The 17,160-nt window shown below is 65.6% G+C and carries 13 protein-coding genes and 1 tRNA gene; 11 read left to right on the top strand and 3 right to left on the bottom strand.

Annotated elements, in window-relative coordinates:
- The first annotated feature begins 6 nt into the window (after window positions 1-6).
- Window positions 7-91: transfer RNA gene (locus AB5Y50_RS11095), tRNA-Tyr, on the top strand.
- A gap of 204 nt (window positions 92-295) precedes the next feature.
- Here AB5Y50_RS11095 and AB5Y50_RS11090 read toward each other — a convergent pair.
- Complete coding sequence (locus AB5Y50_RS11090) at window positions 296-4,069, bottom strand: translocation/assembly module TamB domain-containing protein (protein ID WP_180911557.1); 3,774 nt, start codon at window positions 4,067-4,069, stop codon at window positions 296-298.
- Between the two features lie 76 nt (window positions 4,070-4,145).
- Window positions 4,146-5,921, bottom strand: a complete 1,776-nt coding sequence (locus AB5Y50_RS11085) for an autotransporter assembly complex family protein (protein ID WP_180911556.1) — start codon at window positions 5,919-5,921, stop codon at window positions 4,146-4,148.
- Between the two features lie 536 nt (window positions 5,922-6,457).
- On the opposite strand from AB5Y50_RS11085, the gene AB5Y50_RS11080 reads away from it, so the two are divergent.
- From AB5Y50_RS11080 to mltB, 10 genes are all read left to right on the top strand, one after another.
- Window positions 6,458-6,853 carry a hypothetical protein gene (locus tag AB5Y50_RS11080; RefSeq protein WP_039039826.1) on the top strand — a complete coding sequence of 132 codons (396 nt, stop codon included), beginning with the start codon at window positions 6,458-6,460 and terminating at the stop codon, window positions 6,851-6,853.
- A gap of 59 nt (window positions 6,854-6,912) precedes the next feature.
- The gene (locus tag AB5Y50_RS11075) at window positions 6,913-7,191 is read left to right on the top strand and encodes a peptidylprolyl isomerase (protein WP_010674120.1); all 279 of its coding nucleotides are present in this window, start codon (window positions 6,913-6,915) and stop codon (window positions 7,189-7,191) included.
- Window positions 7,192-7,318: 127 nt separating this feature from the next.
- Window positions 7,319-8,029 (top strand): DUF1499 domain-containing protein, encoded by a 711-nt coding sequence (locus AB5Y50_RS11070; protein ID WP_043154191.1) that lies wholly within the window; start codon window positions 7,319-7,321, stop codon window positions 8,027-8,029.
- Window positions 8,019-8,594, top strand: a complete 576-nt coding sequence (locus AB5Y50_RS11065; protein ID WP_043154188.1) for a carboxymuconolactone decarboxylase family protein — start codon at window positions 8,019-8,021, stop codon at window positions 8,592-8,594. The genes AB5Y50_RS11070 and AB5Y50_RS11065 overlap by 11 nt, the downstream gene beginning before the upstream one ends.
- On the top strand, window positions 8,591-10,747 hold the full coding sequence (locus AB5Y50_RS11060; protein WP_043154186.1) for an FAD-dependent oxidoreductase: 2,157 nt from the start codon (window positions 8,591-8,593) through the stop codon (window positions 10,745-10,747). Before AB5Y50_RS11065 ends, AB5Y50_RS11060 begins: the two co-directional genes overlap by 4 nt.
- A gap of 19 nt (window positions 10,748-10,766) precedes the next feature.
- Window positions 10,767-11,936, top strand: coding sequence for an ABC transporter substrate-binding protein (locus AB5Y50_RS11055; RefSeq protein ID WP_043154254.1), 1,170 nt, complete (start codon window positions 10,767-10,769; stop codon window positions 11,934-11,936).
- A 48-nt stretch (window positions 11,937-11,984) separates the two neighbouring features.
- Entirely contained in the window at window positions 11,985-13,595 is a 1,611-nt protein-coding gene (locus AB5Y50_RS11050) for an ABC transporter permease (protein ID WP_368162817.1), read from the top strand.
- Between the two features lie 4 nt (window positions 13,596-13,599).
- Window positions 13,600-14,262 (top strand): ATP-binding cassette domain-containing protein, encoded by a 663-nt coding sequence (locus tag AB5Y50_RS11045; protein WP_180911554.1) that lies wholly within the window; start codon window positions 13,600-13,602, stop codon window positions 14,260-14,262.
- A complete protein-coding gene (locus AB5Y50_RS11040) occupies window positions 14,255-14,857 on the top strand; it encodes a CDP-alcohol phosphatidyltransferase family protein (protein WP_043154183.1) in 603 nt (200 codons plus the stop codon). The genes AB5Y50_RS11045 and AB5Y50_RS11040 overlap by 8 nt, the downstream gene beginning before the upstream one ends.
- 94 nt (window positions 14,858-14,951) lie before the next feature.
- Window positions 14,952-16,049 (top strand): lytic murein transglycosylase B, encoded by a 1,098-nt coding sequence (gene mltB / locus AB5Y50_RS11035; RefSeq protein WP_043154181.1) that lies wholly within the window; start codon window positions 14,952-14,954, stop codon window positions 16,047-16,049.
- Window positions 16,050-16,099: 50 nt separating this feature from the next.
- Here the strand turns inward: mltB and AB5Y50_RS11030 are convergent.
- On the bottom strand, window positions 16,100-17,160 hold a 1,061-nt coding region (locus tag AB5Y50_RS11030; protein ID WP_368162444.1), incomplete at its 5' end, for an IS4 family transposase.

Genomic DNA, 17,160 nt, shown 5'->3' with positions numbered 1-17,160 from the left:
CCCCGTGGAGGGGTTCCCGAGCGGCCAAAGGGATCAGACTGTAAATCTGACGGCTCTGCCTTCGAAGGTTCGAATCCTTCTCCCTCCACCATCTTTCAGAGAACCCGGCTTTGTGCCGGGTTTTCGCTTTTCTGCCTTCCACAAATCCCCTTCTTCTTCAAAAAAACGGGAGGCCAGGCCTCCCGTCAATATATGCACGCTCTCACCCCGAACCTGCTTGCGACAGCTGTCATCAGCAGGTCGGGCAGGGGGGGATCAGCGCCCCCCCAGGCATCTATCTTGTCATCCGCGCCCCTTACAGGGTGAAACGATAGAAGATATCCACCGCCTGGGCCACCCCGCTCATGGCCTGCAGATAGAGCCTTGGCATCAGCTCGTAGCGCAGCTTGAATTCGGCGATGGGGCTGAGCACCCCGACCCCGTACTGGAACTGCAAGCCGGGCAGCAGGTAGGCCGACAGGGTCACCTGGGTGTCATCACCACTGCCTGCGGTATCGAGGGCCACGTCGCTCATGCCGAGGGACTCCCCGATGCTGGAGACCACGCCGCTCGCCTGGCTCACGGCCCCCGCCACCAGCAGGCCGTTGAAGCCGCCATCCTCGCCGCTGGTCTGCAATCCCTTGCCCCGCAACAGATAGGAGAGCTGTTCGGACTGCGCCATCTGCGGTTCGGAATAGACAGTGATCTTCGGCTTGGCGGCCGGCCCCGTCACCCGCACCCCGACGGTCACGTTGTCCTCGATGGTGTCCGGATCCCGATAGGTCTCGATGTTGAGATAGGGCTGATCGATGGGGCCGGAGAAGAGGATCCGCCCCTCCTTGATGATGAGGTTCTGACCATAGGCCTTGAAGCGCCCGTCCCTGAGCTCCAGTTGCCCGTTGCCCGAGAGCGGCTTGGAGGGATCCTGGCGAATGTTGAGGGCCCCTCCCACCTTGGTCTTGAGTCCCATGGCTTCAAGGCGGACGTCGTCCCCGAGCCGGATGGCGAGCCTGATCTCCATGGGCAGCGGTGCCGCCTTGGGGACCGGCGGCAGATCGTCGTAGATGACGGTGACGTCATCGGAGACCGCCACCGCGCTGTCTGGCAGGCTCTTGACCAGGATGCGCGACCAGGGGATGTCCACCTGGCCGGTCACCCTGGTCTCCTCCCCGAGAGAGATGGCGATGTCAGGTGTCACCCTGACCCGGCCCATGCCCGGGTACTGGGCCTCCAGCTCCTTGCCCTGAATGGTGAGGCTGCCGGTCACCGGCTGCTGGGCCCAGCTCAGCCAGCCCCCCAGCACCAGGAGGCCCTTGCCCACCATCATGGAGCCGTCGAGTTCGGCCCGGTTGCCTTCTATCTTGAGGCGGGTCACCAGCTTGGAGAGGGTCACCATGTCGGAGTGGGTCTGAACCTCCCCCTCCTTCAGGTTCAGCTCGCCATACAGCAGGGGGGCAGCCAGGGTACCGTCGAAGCGGGCATCCGCCGAGATGACCCCTTGCAGGGAGCGCACTTCGGGTATGAGCGGCGCAAAGGTCGCCAGCTTCAGATCGTCAAACCTGAGTTGACCGCCGAGGTTGCCGCGGCCGGCGGGATCCCGGATCAGCAGATCGGTGTCGATGTTACCGATCTGCTCGGAGGCGAAATCGACCCGGATGGCGGCCTGCTGGCGCTCGAAGTCGATCCCGAGCTCGAGGCGCTGGTAATCGGTCTTGAGTTCGTCGGCGACGAAGGTCCCAGGCGTGGTGCGCACGGTGGCGTGCAGGGTCGGCTGGTTGCCGCGCCAGCTGGCGCGCCCGTCGGCCGACAGCACCGCCTGCCAGCGGAAATTGTCCGGCAACCAGGGGCGCAGCCGCTTGAGATCAAATTCGTTCAGGGCAAATTCCAGATTGCCCTGGGACTGGGCTATCCGGCTCCCCTTGACGCAGAGACTGGCCTTCTGGGACGCGAGGCAGAGATCCCCCATGGTCAGCTGCTGTTTCGGCAGATCCAGGTCCAGAGACCAGGGGGCGGTCAGCGCCCAGCGCTTGAGGGGGGTCTTGAGCTTCAGCTCGGCAAGGGCGCCACGCCAGCGGTCACCGCGCAGGCTGCCATTCAGGCTGAGGTCTGCCGCCAGGGGATCCCCCTTCATGGTCAAGGTGAGCCCGTGGCGCTCGAGATCGCCGCTCAGGTTCAGGGCGATTTGCGAGAGCTTGGTCTCCCCCTGCGCCAGGCTCGCCACCGTCACCGCCACCTCACCGGCGGGCTTCTCCCCGACCAGGGCGTTGGCCTTGATGACGGTCTCCTTGAGGACGGTGCCCGCGTAGGCGAGTCGGCCCGACACCAGGTCGGCATTCACGCGCGGCGCCTGCTGGTTGCCGGTGACGCGCACCTGGCCCTTGATGTCCCCTCCCAGACCCGGGTAGATGCCCCCAAGCTTGGGCGCATCCAGATCCGCATCCAGCTTCCAGGCCTGGGTCGTGAGCGAGCCTTTGGCCTGCAGCCGGTTGGGGCCGCTTTGCAGCGCCAGGGCCGGGATGGTCCACTCCATCTTGTCGTTGCCGCTGAGCCTGCCCTGCAAGGCCAGGGGATACTGGTTGAGCTTGCCATCCACCTTGAGCTCGGGCAGGGCAAGCTGCCAGTGGCCCGCCTCATCCAGATCGAAGCGGCTGGTGATCTTGCCCGCCAGTGCCCCCTTGATCTCGGGCACCAGCTCCGCCGGGTTGATCCCCTTGAATTCGGTCGTCCCCTGCCACTGGACCCCCTTGCTCCAGGCCAGCTTGCCGTCGAGCTTGAGCTCCCCCTTGAGGGCCCCCAGCAGCAGCTCGATACGGCTCAGCTGGTTGAGATCCCCCTTGCCCGAGAGCGCCACCTTGAAGGGGGGCACATCGGTCCCCTTGCCGGCGGTGTTGAGCGCAAACTGGTAACCGGAGAGCTTGCCCTTGGCGCTCAGGGTGCCCTTGTCCAGCCGATAGCTGGGCTCATCCTTGGCGGGCTTGTGCAGGGGCCAGGAGAGGCTCTTCCAGTCCAGCGCCAGATCGAAGGGCAGATCCGGGTCGAGGGCCGCAAGGGATCCTTTGAGATTGGCGCCCACCGGCCCCTTGGCCTTGAGTGCCAGCCCAAGCTTGCCCACAGAACCGTCCAGGACGAGATTGACCTGCTCCCCCTTGAGCTCCCCGTCCAGCAGCCCTTGACGCGCCTTGGCATCCAGAGTCAGGGCGAGGGGGTAATCCTCGTGCAGGCGCACCTGACCACGCAGGGCCAGATCCGCCATGGCATGGCGCAAGGAGAGCTCCCGGATGTCGATGCGCTCCTCCTCGGCGGTGGCCGACAGCAACAGGTTGTCTAGCCCCTCCACCAGCTCACCTTGCTGATAACGGAACGCCGTGGCTTTCAGCCCCTCCAGCTGGATGGGGAAAGGCAGTCGCACCGCCGGCAGCACCATGGGCTCGGGCTTGCTTGCGGCCTGCGTCTTGTCACCGGGGGCAGCCTTGCCCTCGCCGACCGCCAGGGTGGCGCTTTTCTCATCCGCCGGTTTGGCGCCCTTGTCACTGGCCGCCTCCACCGGGGAGGGTGCCAGCACCACGTTCAGGCCATCGAGCACCGGGCCGCGCACGATGAGTCCGGCGCGATCCAGGGCGGCGCCAATGTCCAGATCCTTGAGGGTGATCGTCACGCCGGGCACCGCCACATCGAGATCGGCAACCTTGAGGCTGTCGATCTGGATTTTGAGCGGCAACGGATGCCAGACGAAGGGCTCCGACGGCTCTTCCGGCACCGGCTCGGACTCCGCCACCCGGACCACGGGGCGAGTCACCGCCAGAGACTTGATCCAGAGCTTGCCCTGCAGGAGCTTGCCCAGATCCCAGTCCAGCACGGCCCGCTCCACGGTGACATCCACCAGCTCGTCCTGCCAGCCAACCCCTTCGAAGGTCCAGCCATAACCGAGTTGCCCCGCCACCAGCTCCCCCTTGAGGGAGGGCAGCGCGGCTCTGGCCTGTTGCCACAACCACTTGTTGCCCTGATGGGTGAAGCCCAGCAGGCTGACGCCGATGAGCAGCAGGAAGAAGAGGCCCATGAGCCACAAGAAAATGCGTTTTACCCAGATCACGATGCAGACCCCTGCAAGGAAAGCAGCCGCAGCGGCCAGAAAAGAGAAAGAAGAGGATGTGCGCCTGGTTGCCGGGTCATAGTTCCGGCCCCAACGCGAAGTGCAGCCGCAGCGGCTTGTCCTCCTCGGATATGCCCACCGCCAGATCGAGCCTGACCTGACCGATGGGGGTGACCCAGCGCACCCCGACCCCGGTGCCTATCTTCCAGGCCTCGCTGTAGTCGACGGTGGCGGTCCCGGCGTCCACGAACAGGGCACCGAGCCACTTCTCGCTGAAGCGGTAGTTGTACTCCAGGCTGCCGACGCTGGCGTAGCGTCCGCCGGTCAGCTTGCCATCGTCCCCCCGTGGCGAAATGGTCTCGTAACCGTAGCCCCGGACCGTCTGATCGCCGCCGGTGAAGAAGCGCAGGGAGGGGGGGACCAGGGAGAAATCATCCCCGACGATGGCCCCCTGTTCGGCCCGCATCAGGAAACGGTGATCTTCGCCCAGGGTGCGCAGCCACTTGCTACGCCCCCACACCCGCATGAAGCTGATGTCGGACCCCCAATAGGGACTCGAGAACTCCATCGTCAGTTGCTGGCGATCCCCCCAATCCGGCACCAGACCGCCGCGCACCCGCAGCCGTGACCAGGAGACACCGGGGATCAGCAGCAGGCTGTTCCCCTCGTCCTGACCCTGGACGTAGCGCTCGTTCTCCAGGCGCACAAAGACGTCTCTGTCCCAGCTCTCCGGTCGGCGTGTCCAGCGGTGCACCCCGAAGGTGGCCAGATCGGAGCGGGTGTCGTTGTTGTCGGTGTATTGATAGCCCGCCTGCAGGGAGTAGTAATCCCGCAGCGGGTTGCCCACCGGGATCTGGTAGTCGAAGCTGAGCTCCGCTTCCGGCGCCGAGATCTTGGCGGTGCTGGAGAGGCGGTGACCATAGCGGTTCACCCAGGGTTTCTCCCAGGTGGCACTCAGGCGCGGCCCCACGTCCGTGGCATAACCGATACCGGTCTCAATCTCGTGATCGACCCGGTTGGAGAGGGTCACCTGCACCGGCACCCGGTTGCCCTCGGCCTGGCTGATCAGGGGTTTGATGTCCACCTGCTTGAACAGCTTGGTGGAGGAGACATCCTGGGACATCTCCGCCAGACGGATCGCCAGATAGGGGTCGCCGCTCTTGATGTTGATGAGCGGGCGGATCAGGTGCAGTGCCTCCGGCGTCGCGTCATAGCGGATCTCGCCGAAATTGTAACGCGGGCCAGAGCGAAACAGGATGTAGATCTCCGCCTTGCCCTGTTCCGGGAAAACCTTGACCTGGCTCTTGCTGATCTTGGCGTCAAAATAGCCGCGGGCCAGCCCCAGACTGCCGAGATCCGCCTTGATGGATTCATATTTGCCGTGGTTGAGGGGATCTCCCTCCTTCAGGGGCAGCTTGTCCAGCAGCTCGCTGTACACCTCGTCGCTCCCCGCATCCCCTTCCAGCAGGATGTCGAGGCGCGAGATGATCACGGGTTCCCCCCGCTCAATCTCGATCACCACCTTGGCGGGCGCCTTCTTGTCGCGGTTCAGGGTGATCTTGGGCTGGTAGTAGCCATAGACCTGCAGCGCCTTCTGTACGCTCTCGGTGATCTTGGCGCGGGCGGGGCGGTACTGGCGTTCCTGGTAGACGGGCAGGGCGTTGAGGTAGGCCTCGACGTTGTCTTTCTGCTCTCCCCTGACCCCCTTGATCTGGTAGGTCAACTTGGCCGCCATGGCGGGCATCGCCATCAGCCAGAGAGCGAGGGCGAGCAGCAAGAGACCGGGCCCGGGGCGACGGGATCGCCCGGATGAAGTGCTCCCGGTGAGAAAAGTAGGATAGCATCCTGTCAAACGTCAGTTTCCCCGAATAACATGATTTAAAGATTGTGTTATTTAGTACGATACCGAGACTCATCCCGGGCGAATGCCGCTCATCCTAGCATAATCGCGACGGCGAAATCCCACGCTCGGGGCCCCTTTGCGTGCCGCTCTGCCGCCCCCGGTGCGGGGATCGCTTCGGCCCTGCAAGGAGCCAGCCGGGTGTGAGGAGCCAAACTGCGCACTATCCGGGCAAGGGGCGAACAAAACGCCACCACCTGCCCCGCCACGCCGGATCTCCCCTGGCAGCCTTGGGCTGGCAGCAGGGTCCGGCTCGTCGCGACAACCCTTGTCGGACACCCCGCATCCGGCGGGTTTCGTCAACCCGTCCCCCTCGACTTGCTCCGTGCCCTCTTCCCCACCCTGCCTGCTATTGAACAGGAAAATAAGTTTAAATCAATCACTTGAATAGATGGCACTAAAGCTTCGTTCAATTCAATCGATTTATCCCGCTGCCCCTGCGCTCCTGCCTGTCCCACACTGATCCCAATCATCGCAGGAGAGACCCCATGCACCTACGTAGCGAACAACTGGCTGACTACATCGCCGACCGACTCGAGTTCATCACCTTCCTGGCCTGCTGCAGCGCCCTGCTGGCCCTGCTGACCGGCATGAACGGCCAGCAGGCCCTCGCCTTCACCGCCCTCAATCTGCCCTTTGGCCTGGCCCTGCTGCTGGGCATGGCCCTGCTCGCCCCCCTGCCTGTCCACTGGCGCCTGCCCGGCATAGTTCTGCTGCTGGTGAGCGCAGCCCTGGCCACCCTGCAGATGGGGGGCAACTGGCTCAACCCCCTGGCCATCTGGAGCCTCTATGCCCTGCTGGGGCTGGAGATCCTCTGGCAATCCCGGGCCAGGGTCCCCCTGGCCGCCGGCCCCCGGAGCCGGGTCTCGCGCCCGAGGGGCTGACGCGGAGGCGCAATTGCAGTAATCTTGCGCCCCCTTTCCCCTCGCCGAGGAGCATTCCGATGAAAAAAGCCTGTGCCCAGCACATCCTGGTCAAGACCGAGAAACAGTGTCTGGAGATCAAGGAGAAGCTCGCCAAGGGCGCCGATTTCAGCCAGATGGCCAAGCGTTTCTCCACCTGCCCTTCCGGCAAGCGTGGCGGCGATCTGGGAGAGTTCTCCAAGGGGGACATGGTCAAGTCCTTCGACGATGCCGTGTTCAAGGGGGAGCTGCTGACCGTGCTGGGGCCGGTGCGCACCAAGTTCGGCTTCCACCTCATCAAGGTGCTCTATCGCAGCTGATCCAGGGCGACGAGGCCATCGGCTCTCTGAGCCGCAGGCCTGGGATTGATGATCATTTACTAACGTTATCAGGCAATTAAGTTTATCCTTCTGGGCATAGTTCCATCCTGACCCGTGGATCCCTCATATGCACAGCTCTTTGTGGTGGCCGCTGCTGACCTGGCTATTGCCCCTTTGCGGGGCCCTTGGCAGCCGCGCCCATCTCTGGCCCTGGTGGCTCGGCTTCATCCTCTGTCTCGCCAGCGCCCTCCTCAGCCTCGTGCTGCTGCTGCGCCTGCCCTGGCGCTATCGCCGCACCACCAACCTCTGGCCGGATATCTGGGGCATAACTCCCCTGCTGCTGCCCCTGCTGTTTCTCGTCCAGGCGCTGCGCTCCCCCCTCACCAACGACGTCAGCACGGATCCCTACCATCCGCCACGGCTCCAGTGGGCCGAGCAGCTCAGAAGCCCGGAGGATCTCCCGGTCTCCCCCCCGCCCCTGCAACTATTTCCAGGCAACCCCGGTCCTCTCTATACCCGGGCATCCCCGGTCGAAGTGCTCGCGGAAGCCGAGGAACTGATGACGGAGCTGGGCTGGCAGGTTCGCCCGGGCAGCGAGGGTATCGATGCCGTCGTCACCACCGGCTGGTTCGGGTTTCAGGATGACGTGGCCCTGCGGGTCTTTGCCGGGCCCAAAGAGACCCGTATCGACATGCGCTCCGCCTCGCGCCAGGGGCGCAGCGATCTGGGGGTCAACCGGGCACGGATCATCGATTTCCTGAATCGGTTGAACGAGCGTCTGGGCGGGGCCTACAAGCCCAAGATGGAGAAGCTCAAAGAGGAACAAGATGCGCATTGAGGTCAAACCGGACCGGGCCTACGCCTGGTTCATCCGCCCCTTCTTCTGGCTGCAGAAACGCAACTACGGTCAGGTGCTGATCCCGGGCAAGTGCTGGGGGCGCTCCCCCAGGCTGTTCGCCGCGGTCGCCACCCTCTACGGCGTCATCAACCGCAAGCGCTCCCCCATCGACCCCGTGCTGCGCTCCCTGGTGACGGTGCGGGTCTCCCAGCTCAACTGGTGTCGTTTCTGTGTCGACATCAACGCCATGACCCTCGTCAAGCGGGCAGGCTCCAGCGACAAGGTGGAGGCGCTAGCCCGGTGGCGCGACAGCCCCTTGTTCGACGAGCGGGAGCGGGCCGTGCTGGACTATGCCGAGGCCATGACCGGGCTGGATGGCGTGAGCGACGAGCAGGCCGCCCGCCTCAAGCCCTGGTTCGATGACGACGCCCTGGTGGAGCTCACCGGCCTCATCGCCTTCCAGAACATGTCCGCCAAGTTCAATGCCGCTCTCGACATCGCTCCCCAGGGGTTCTGCCAGTTGCCGGTGCAACCCGAGCACCCCCTCGACAAGGGGCAGGGATGAACCAGGCACGCCTGCTGCTGTTGCTGGCGATGGGGGCCCTGGTCGGCACCTTCTTTGCCCTCGACCTTGACCACTATCTGAGCCTCACCCAGTTGCAGGCCCACCAGGCGCGCTTGGCCCTTTGGGTCGACCGCCATGTTGTCGCGGCCAGCCTGCTGTTTCTGGTGCTCTATGTGCTCACCACCGCCCTCTCCCTGCCGGGGGCTGCCCTGCTCACCCTGGCGGGCAGCGCCGTCTTCGGCATCCTGTGGGGGCTCTTGCTGGTCTCCTTTGCCAGCTCCCTCGGCGCCACCCTGGCCTTTCTCAGCGCCCGCTTCCTGCTGCGGGACTGGGTCGAGACGCGCTTTGGCGACAAGCTGACGAGCGTTCAGGCCGGCATGCAAAAGGAGGGGGCCTTCTATCTGCTGAGCCTGCGCCTCATCCCCCTCTTCCCCTTCTTTCTGGTCAACCTGGTGATGGGGCTCACCCCCATCAGAGTCAGCACCTACTACTGGGTCAGCCAGCTCGGCATGCTGCCGGGCACCCTCGTCTACGTGCTGGCGGGGAGCGAGCTGGCTACCCTCACCAGCACAGGCAACCTCTTCTCCCCCGGCCTGCTGGCCGCCCTGACCCTGCTCGGCCTGATGCCCTGGCTGATGCGTGCCTTGCAGCGCCGTCTCGCCCTCTACCGATTGCACGCACCCTACCGCAAGCCGGCGCGCTTTGACTACAACCTGCTGGTGATAGGCGCCGGCGCCGGAGGTCTGGTCACCAGCTACATCGCCGCCGCGGTGAAAGCCAGAGTGGCCCTCATCGAGCAGCACAGGATGGGGGGGGATTGCCTCCATACCGGCTGCGTCCCCTCCAAGGCGCTGATCCGAAGCGCCCGCTTCGCCATTGAACAGCGCAAGGCCGGGGAGCTTGGTTTTACCCCGAGCCAGAGCCGCGCCGACTTCGCCGCCGTGATGGCGCGGGTCGCCCGGGTCATCGAGGAGGTCGAACCCCACGACTCGGTGGCGCGCTATGAAGGACTCGGGGTGGAGTGCATCCAGGGGCGGGCGCGGGTCACCTCCCCCTGGGAGGTGGAGGTCAACGGCAGGCGCCTGACCAGCCGCCATATCGTGATCGCCACCGGCGCCCGCCCCCGGGTGCCCGCACTGCCGGGACTGGACGGGGTTCCCTACCTCACCTCCGACACCCTCTGGCAGCGACTGCGTGAGCCCCCCCGCCATCTGCTGGTGCTGGGAGGGGGCCCCATCGGCTGCGAGCTGGCCCAGAGCCTGGCCCTGCTCGGTATCCCCGTCACCCTGGTGGAGCAAGGCCCTCAGCTGCTGCCCCGGGAAGATAGGGACGTCGCCGGGGCCCTGGCCGCGCAGCTGGAGCACGACGGCGTCACCCTGCACCTCGGCTGGCAGGCTACCTCGGCCGAGTATATGGACGGTAAAGGCACCAACCTGCCCATCCGGCTGCACCTGCGCCGGGGGGACGAGACGCTGGTGGTTGAGGGGGACCAGCTGCTGCTGGCCCTTGGCCGGGAGGCCAACGTGAGCGGTTTCGGGCTGGAGGCGCTGGGGGTTGAACTGGCACCCGGCGGCACCCTGGCCATCGACGGCTTCCTCGCCACCAACTACCCCAGCATCCTGGCGGTGGGGGACGTTGCCGGCCCCTACCAGTTCACCCATTTTGCCGCCCATCAGGCCTGGTATGCCGCCATCAACGCCCTCTTTGGCCAGTTCAGGCGCTTTCGGGCAGACTACAGGGTCATGCCGGCGGCCACCTATACCAGTCCGGAGATAGCCCGGGTCGGCCTCAACCAGAAAGAGGCTCTGGCCCGAGGCATCCCCTTCGAGTCGACCCGCTTCGAGATGGCCGAGCTGGACAGAGCCATCGCCGACGGCGAGTCAGGGGGCTTTGTCGAGGTGCTGACGGTGCCGGGCCGTGACAGGATACTCGGGGCCACCATAGTGGGTGCTCACGCCGGCGAGCGGATCGCCGAGTTTGCCCTCGCCATGCGCCACCGCCTGGGACTTGGCAAGATCCTCGCCACCGTTCACCCCTACCCCACCCTGATGGAGGGGAACAAGTACGTGGCTGGCGCCTGGCGCCGTGCCCGCCAGCCCGGGCGCCTGCTGGCGCTGCTGGCCCGTTATCACCGCTGGCGCCGCGGCGCCTGACTCTGACGAGGCAACCATCATGTTCAAGACCCGACTTCGCGCCCTGCTCCGTCCCCTGATGGCAGCTGTCCCCCTGCTGCTGACCTCCCCGCTCCACGCCAATGACGCATCGTGGCAGCAGACCCTGCTGGCCGCCAGGGGGCAGACAGTCTACTTCAACGCCTGGGGGGGCAGCCCCGAGATCAACGCCTACCTGGTGTGGGCCAGGCAGGAGATCGCTCGCCAGTACCAGGTCGAGCTGGTGCAGGTGAAGGTGGATGACATCGCCCAGAGCGTGAGCCAGTTGCTGGCCGGCAAGCAGGCTGGCAAGACGTCGAACGGCCCCATCGACCTGCTCTGGGTCAACGGCGAGAACTTCAAGGCGCTCAAGGAGCAGGGGCTGCTGGGGGCCCCCTTTACCGACGAGCTGCCCAACATGGCCTTGGTGGACACCGCCCTGCCGGTGAGTGAAGACTTCACCGTGCCGGTCGAGGGGCTGGAGGCCCCCTGGGGCATAGGCCAGCTCAATCTGATGGTGGATGGCGACCAGGTAGACGTTCCTCCCACCTCGGCGGCCGCCCTGCTGGCCTGGGCCAAGGCTCACCCCGGCCGCTTCACCTACCCCAAGCCTCCCCAGTTTCACGGCTCGAGCTTTCTCAAGCAGATCCTGCTGGAGCTGACACCGGATCCGGCGCCCCTCTATCAAGAGGCGACCGATGCCGACTTCCTTCGCATCACCGCCCCTCTCTGGGCCTGGCTCGACCAGCTTCACCCCGCGCTCTGGCGAAAGGGCAGGCTCTTCCCCACCGGCGCCGCCGAAACCAGGCAGTTGCTCGATGACGGCGAGCTGGCCATAGCCATCAGCTTCAACCCGGGGGAAGCCCAGAGTTCGGTGCAAAACGGCACCCTGCCCCCCACCGTCCAGGCCATCGCCATGGAGAAAGGGGCGCTCACCAACAGCCATTTCCTCGCCATCCCCTTCAATGCCTCCGCCCGGGCCGGGGCCAAGGTGGTGGTCAACTTCCTGCTGAGCCCCGCCGCCCAGGCGCGCAAGAGCGACCCCGCCTTCTGGGGGGATCCCAGCGTGCTGCGCCAGGAGGCGCTGCCAGGCCAGACCCGTCCGGCATTGCGCTTCAAGGGAGTGGCAGAGCCCCACCCCAGCTGGCAGACGCGGCTGGAAGCGGCCTGGGCCGAGCGCTACGGCCACTGATCCATCATGCAGGCGCGCGCCCCTCTTCTCCTCCTGCTGCCCTTTTTGATGCTGGGAGCCCTGCTGCTGGGGATCCCGCTCGCCGGGGGCCTGCTGTTGCTGGTCATCGAGGGACTCACCCCCGCCAATCTATCCCTCTTGCTCCCCCAGCCCGGACTCTGGCACTCCGCAGGGTTGAGCCTCTGGGTGGCGGGCGCCTCCACCCTGGGGGCCCTCGGCGCCACCGCCCTGCTACTCGCCCAGGGGGACGGGCGTCCCTGGATGCGCTGGCTGCGCCGCCTGCTCTCCCCCCTGCTGGCGCTTCCCCACGTCGCCTTTGCCATCGGCATCGCCTTTCTGATCGCCCCCTCCGGCTGGCTGCTGCGCCTGCTCTCGCCGACCCTCACCGGGTTCGAGCTGCCCCCCGACTGGCAGACCCTGCGCGATCCCGCCGGGCTCGGGCTGATCTTCGCACTGATCTTCAAGGAGACCCCCTTCCTGCTGCTGATGGCGCTCGGTGCGCAAGACCCCGCCAGGGTGGCGCGCCAGCAGTGGCTGGGGGCCAGCCTTGGCTTCAGCGCCCCCCAGATCTGGTGGCGCCTGCTGCTGCCGGCGCTCTGGCCCGCCCTGCGACTGCCCCTCTACGCGGTGGCCGCCTATGGTCTGGCGGTGGTGGATCTCGCCCTGCTGCTGGGGCCGGATGCCCCGCCGCCCCTGGCGGTGCGACTCTGGCTCTGGTATCAGGATGCCGACCCCGCCTGGCGCGGCGCCAGTGCCAGCGGCGCCCTCTTGCTGCTCGCCCTCAACTTGCTGCTGCTTGGCGCCCTCAGGCTGCTGGAGCGGACCCACCTCACCCTCGGCAAGGCACGCTGGCTGGATGGGCGACGCGCCCCCGCCTCGCCCTGGCCCGCACTCATTGCCCGCATCGGCGTGTGGGGGCTGCTCCTGACCAATCTGCTGGTGCTCGCCGCCCTGCTACTCTGGTCCCTGACCCGGCGCTGGTCCTTTCCCGCCCTCTGGCCGAGTGAATGGAGCAGCCACCACTGGCTGGCTCTGCTGCCGAGCCTGGGCCCGCTGCTGTGGCAGAGTCTGTGGCTGGCCCTGCTCTGCGCCGCGCTCTCCCTGCTGCTGGCGGTGCTCTGCCTCGAGGCGTTGCCTGCACGCCGCGCCACACGCACCCTCTGGCTTGTCTGCCTCCCTCTGCTGCTGCCCCAGGCCAGCCTGCTGTTTGGATTGCGCCTTCAGACCGACGGGCTGGGATTCACTGGCATAGGCCCTGGCTGGGTACTCTGGAGCCAGTTGATCTTCGTCTTGCCATACGTCTATCTCTGCCTGCACGGCCCCTATCGCCAGTTCGACGAGCGCCTCACCCGGGTGGCCCTCACGCTCGGGGCCAGCCCCTGGGGGGCCTGGTGGCGAGTCAAGGGCCCCCTGCTCGCCCGTCCCCTGTTGTTCGCCTTCGGTGTCGGGGCGGCGGTGAGCCTGGCCCAATACCTGCCGACCCTGCTGTTCGGGGGCGGGCGGGTCATCACCATCACCACGGAGGCGGTGGCCATCGGCAGCGGCCTCAACCGGCGGCTGGCGGGGCTCTACGGCCTGCTGCAACTGCTGCTGCCCCTTTTCATCTATGCCCTGGCGCTCTGGCTGCCGCGGCGCATCAACCCCGCCCTGAGGCCCTGACCCGATGCTGCACACCTCCACACTCACCCTCTTCCTCGACGGTGCCCCCCTGCTGACGCTCCCCCCCCTCAGGGTGGCCCCGGGCGAGGTGCTCACCCTGATGGGACCGAGCGGCTGTGGCAAGAGCTCCCTGCTGGCGGCCCTGGCGGGAGTGCTGCCACCCGGGGGGCCCATCCGGCTGGCCGGGGACATCCTGCTCGGCGCACATCGCCTCACCCCGCTGCCCCCCCAGGAGAGGGGCGTCGGCATCCTGTTTCAGGATGACCTGCTGTTTGCCCACCTGACGGTGGCCGAAAATCTGATGTTCGGCATGCCGGCGCATCTCAAGGGGATGGCGGCAAGGCAGACCCGGGCCCGCGAGGCGCTGACCGAGGTCGGGCTGGAGGCTCAGGCGGACAAGCTGCCCAGGGCGCTCTCAGGCGGCCAGAAAGCCCGCGTCAGCCTGCTGCGTGCCCTGCTGGCCGAGCCCAGGGCATTGCTGCTGGACGAGCCCTTCTCCCGCCTCGACAAGCCGCTGCGGGCGGCATTCAGAACCCTGGTGTTCGAGCGCCTGCGCACGCAGGCCATCCCCGCGCTGCTGGTGACCCACGACGAAGAGGATGCGCCGGGCACCATCTTGCAGTTGATCCCCCCAGTCATCCCAGAAGAGGAGCACCACCTTGTTTGATCGCCACCTGATTCCGGTTATCCGCCGCCCCCTCGCCGCGCTCGCCCGCCCCCTGTGCCGGGCCGGGGTGAGTGCCAACCAGGTGAGCCTCGCCGGCTTTCTCATCGGGATGCTGGCGCTGCCGCTGCTGGCCTTTGGCTGCTATCAGTGGGCGTTGGCGGCGATTCTGCTCAACCGGCTGCTGGACGGGCTGGATGGCGCCGTGGCGCGGGAAACGGGCATCACCGACTGCGGCGGGTTTCTCGACATCACGCTGGATTTCATCTTCTACGCCGCCGTGGTACTGGGCTTTGCCCTCGCCGACCCGGCCAACGCCCTGGCCGCCGCCACCCTGCTGTTCGCCTTCATGGGCACGGGATCGAGCTTTCTGGCCTTTGCCATCATGGCGGGCAAGCGGGGCATCGAGAGCCCCGTCTACCACCACAAATCCCTCTACTATCTGGGCGGGCTTACCGAGGGGAGCGAAACCATCGCCCTCTTCGTGCTCATGTGCCTCTGGCCTGCCGCCTTCGTGCCACTGGCCTACGGTTTCGCCCTGCTCTGTGCCATCACGACCCTGACCCGGATCTGGAGCGGCTACCACACCCTGCGCTGACGGGATCCCGGGGGGCGCGCCGGCACGGAGCACTTGCGCCTGCACGCCAATGTTTTACCATGACGGCACTCTTTTTCAGGCTCACGAGAACCCTATGCGTCGCCTTGTCTGTGTCCTCTCCCTGTTTCCCCTGATCTACGGCTGCAGCAGCACGCCGGCGCCCAAGCCCGTGGTCAAACCCCAACCCAACAGCGCCTTCATCAACCAGACGCCGCCGAGCAAACCCTTCTACGGACAGGTGAGCCAGCCCGGGGTCAGCAAGGGGGACTTCGCCAATCGTTCCAACGTGGACAACTTCGTGCAGCGGATGGTGCAAAAGCACGGTTTCGACAGCGCCGAGCTGCACCGGGTACTGGCCCAGGCCGAGCGTTATGACTGGATCATCAAGCTGATGGACGCCCAGGCCCCCACCACCAGACCGCCCACCGGCCCGACCGGCGCCTGGAACCGCTACCGCGCCAAGTTCATCACCCCGGACAACGTGCAGAACGGCGTCAACTTCTGGCGTGAATACGAGAGTGAACTCAACCGGGCGCAGCAGATCTACGGGGTGCCACCCGAGATCATCGTCGGCATCATCGGGGTGGAAACCCGCTGGGGTCGGGTGATGGGCAAGACCCGCATTCTCGACGCCCTGGCGACCCTGGCATTTGACTACCCGCGCCGCGCCGACTTCTTCACCGGCGAGCTGGAAGCCTTCCTGGTGATGACCCGGGATGAGGGGATGGATCCCACCGAACCCAAGGGCTCCTATGCCGGGGCCATGGGCTACGGCCAGTTCATGCCGTCGAGTTTTCGCAACTACGCGGTGGACTTCAACGGCAACGGCCACACCAACCTGTGGGATCCGGTGGATGCCATCGGCAGCGTGGCCAACTACTTCAAGGCCCACGGCTGGGAGAAAGGGCAGCCGGTGGCAGTACGCGGCCAGGGACAGCTGCCGGGCTATGAGCACGGCTTCCAGACCCGCTACCCGGTGGCCACCCTGCGCGGAGCCGGGCTGGCTCCCACCGGCAATCTGGGCAATCACAAGGAGGCGAGCCTGCTGCGTCTGGATGTCGGCACCGGTTACCAGTACTGGTACGGCTTGCCGAACTTCTACGCCATCACCCGCTACAACCACAGCACCCACTACGCCATGGCGGTATGGCAGCTTGGCCTTGCCGTCAGGGATGCCAGAGGCAGCTACTGAGTCAGCCTCAATACCAACGAAAACGGGCCCGCAGGCCTAATGCCAGTCAGTTAAGCCTGACTGGCATTGTTTTTACTAGGTTTTCTCGTCGCATACTTCTGTGGTTTGGCTTTGATGCACCTTGGGTAACTTCGTTCTCGGCGGGCGGGTAACTTGAACTGCTCTGCCTGTTTGTCCAACTCAGCGACACGCCCTGGAACCATGCCCGGTGACACAAACGGCAGGCAACTGAGTTCATGCAGCAGATACACCGATGCCATGTGAAAGCTCAACTGGCTGGCCGTATAGCCCTTTAAGCTCGCCGCCATCCTAACCATCTGATATCTCAGTAGGTTATAGGCCAATACCAAGCCCCATAGCTCCTGCCTTACTCCATCGGGTTTCTTGCTGCGCAGCGTCAGCCGGTGCTGTTGCAGGCTATGTTTCATCTCCCGATAGCCCAGCTCGATTTCCCAGCGATTCTGGTATAGCTCCATCAACTCGCTGGCCGGGAAGCGCAGCGGGTCGGTGAGCGAGGTCAGCACCTGCCGCTCCTTGCCGTTTACCGTCCGGGTCAGCAGCCGGGCTTCGAACTGCTCCGGCAACTCGCTCCACTTCTTCTTGGCCTGCGGACTGGCACTGAGGCGTACCAGCACATCCTGCCGCCCCAGCTTGCGGATGACCTCGTATTGAGCCCCCTTTTTCAGCGGAATAAGCCAGTGACGCGCTACGCCCTGGCGTTGCCAGGCATGGAGTAACCCCAGTGAGTAGAAGCCCTTATCGAACAGGGTCAGGCTATTATCGGGTGTTTTTTCAATCAGTTGCTCTGCCAACACCATCTCGTTTACCGCACAGGAGTCCATCACTGTCTGGGTCAGCAGATGACTGGTCAGCTCCATCTGACACAACATGCGGACCTGGGGATATTGCGTCTCCCCCTGGACGGTTTTCGACTTGGCAAAGGCGCCGGCATTGTCCGGAGTATCGGGCGTGCGCCAGACCACCCCGTCCACGGCCAGCAGCTGCAAGCCGGCCCAGGTGGGGTGCTGACACTGCTGATGCCAGAGTGTGGCGGTCTGCTGGAACACCTGTCGAACGGCTTGGTCAGCCAGTTTTTGGCGCGCCTGGATGA

It is taken from the genome of Aeromonas sp. s6 (assembly GCF_040907815.1).
Classification (GTDB): domain Bacteria; phylum Pseudomonadota; class Gammaproteobacteria; order Enterobacterales; family Aeromonadaceae; genus Aeromonas; species Aeromonas caviae.
Note: the sequence above shows the minus strand (reverse complement) of the source record. Positions and strands in the feature narration are given on the sequence as shown.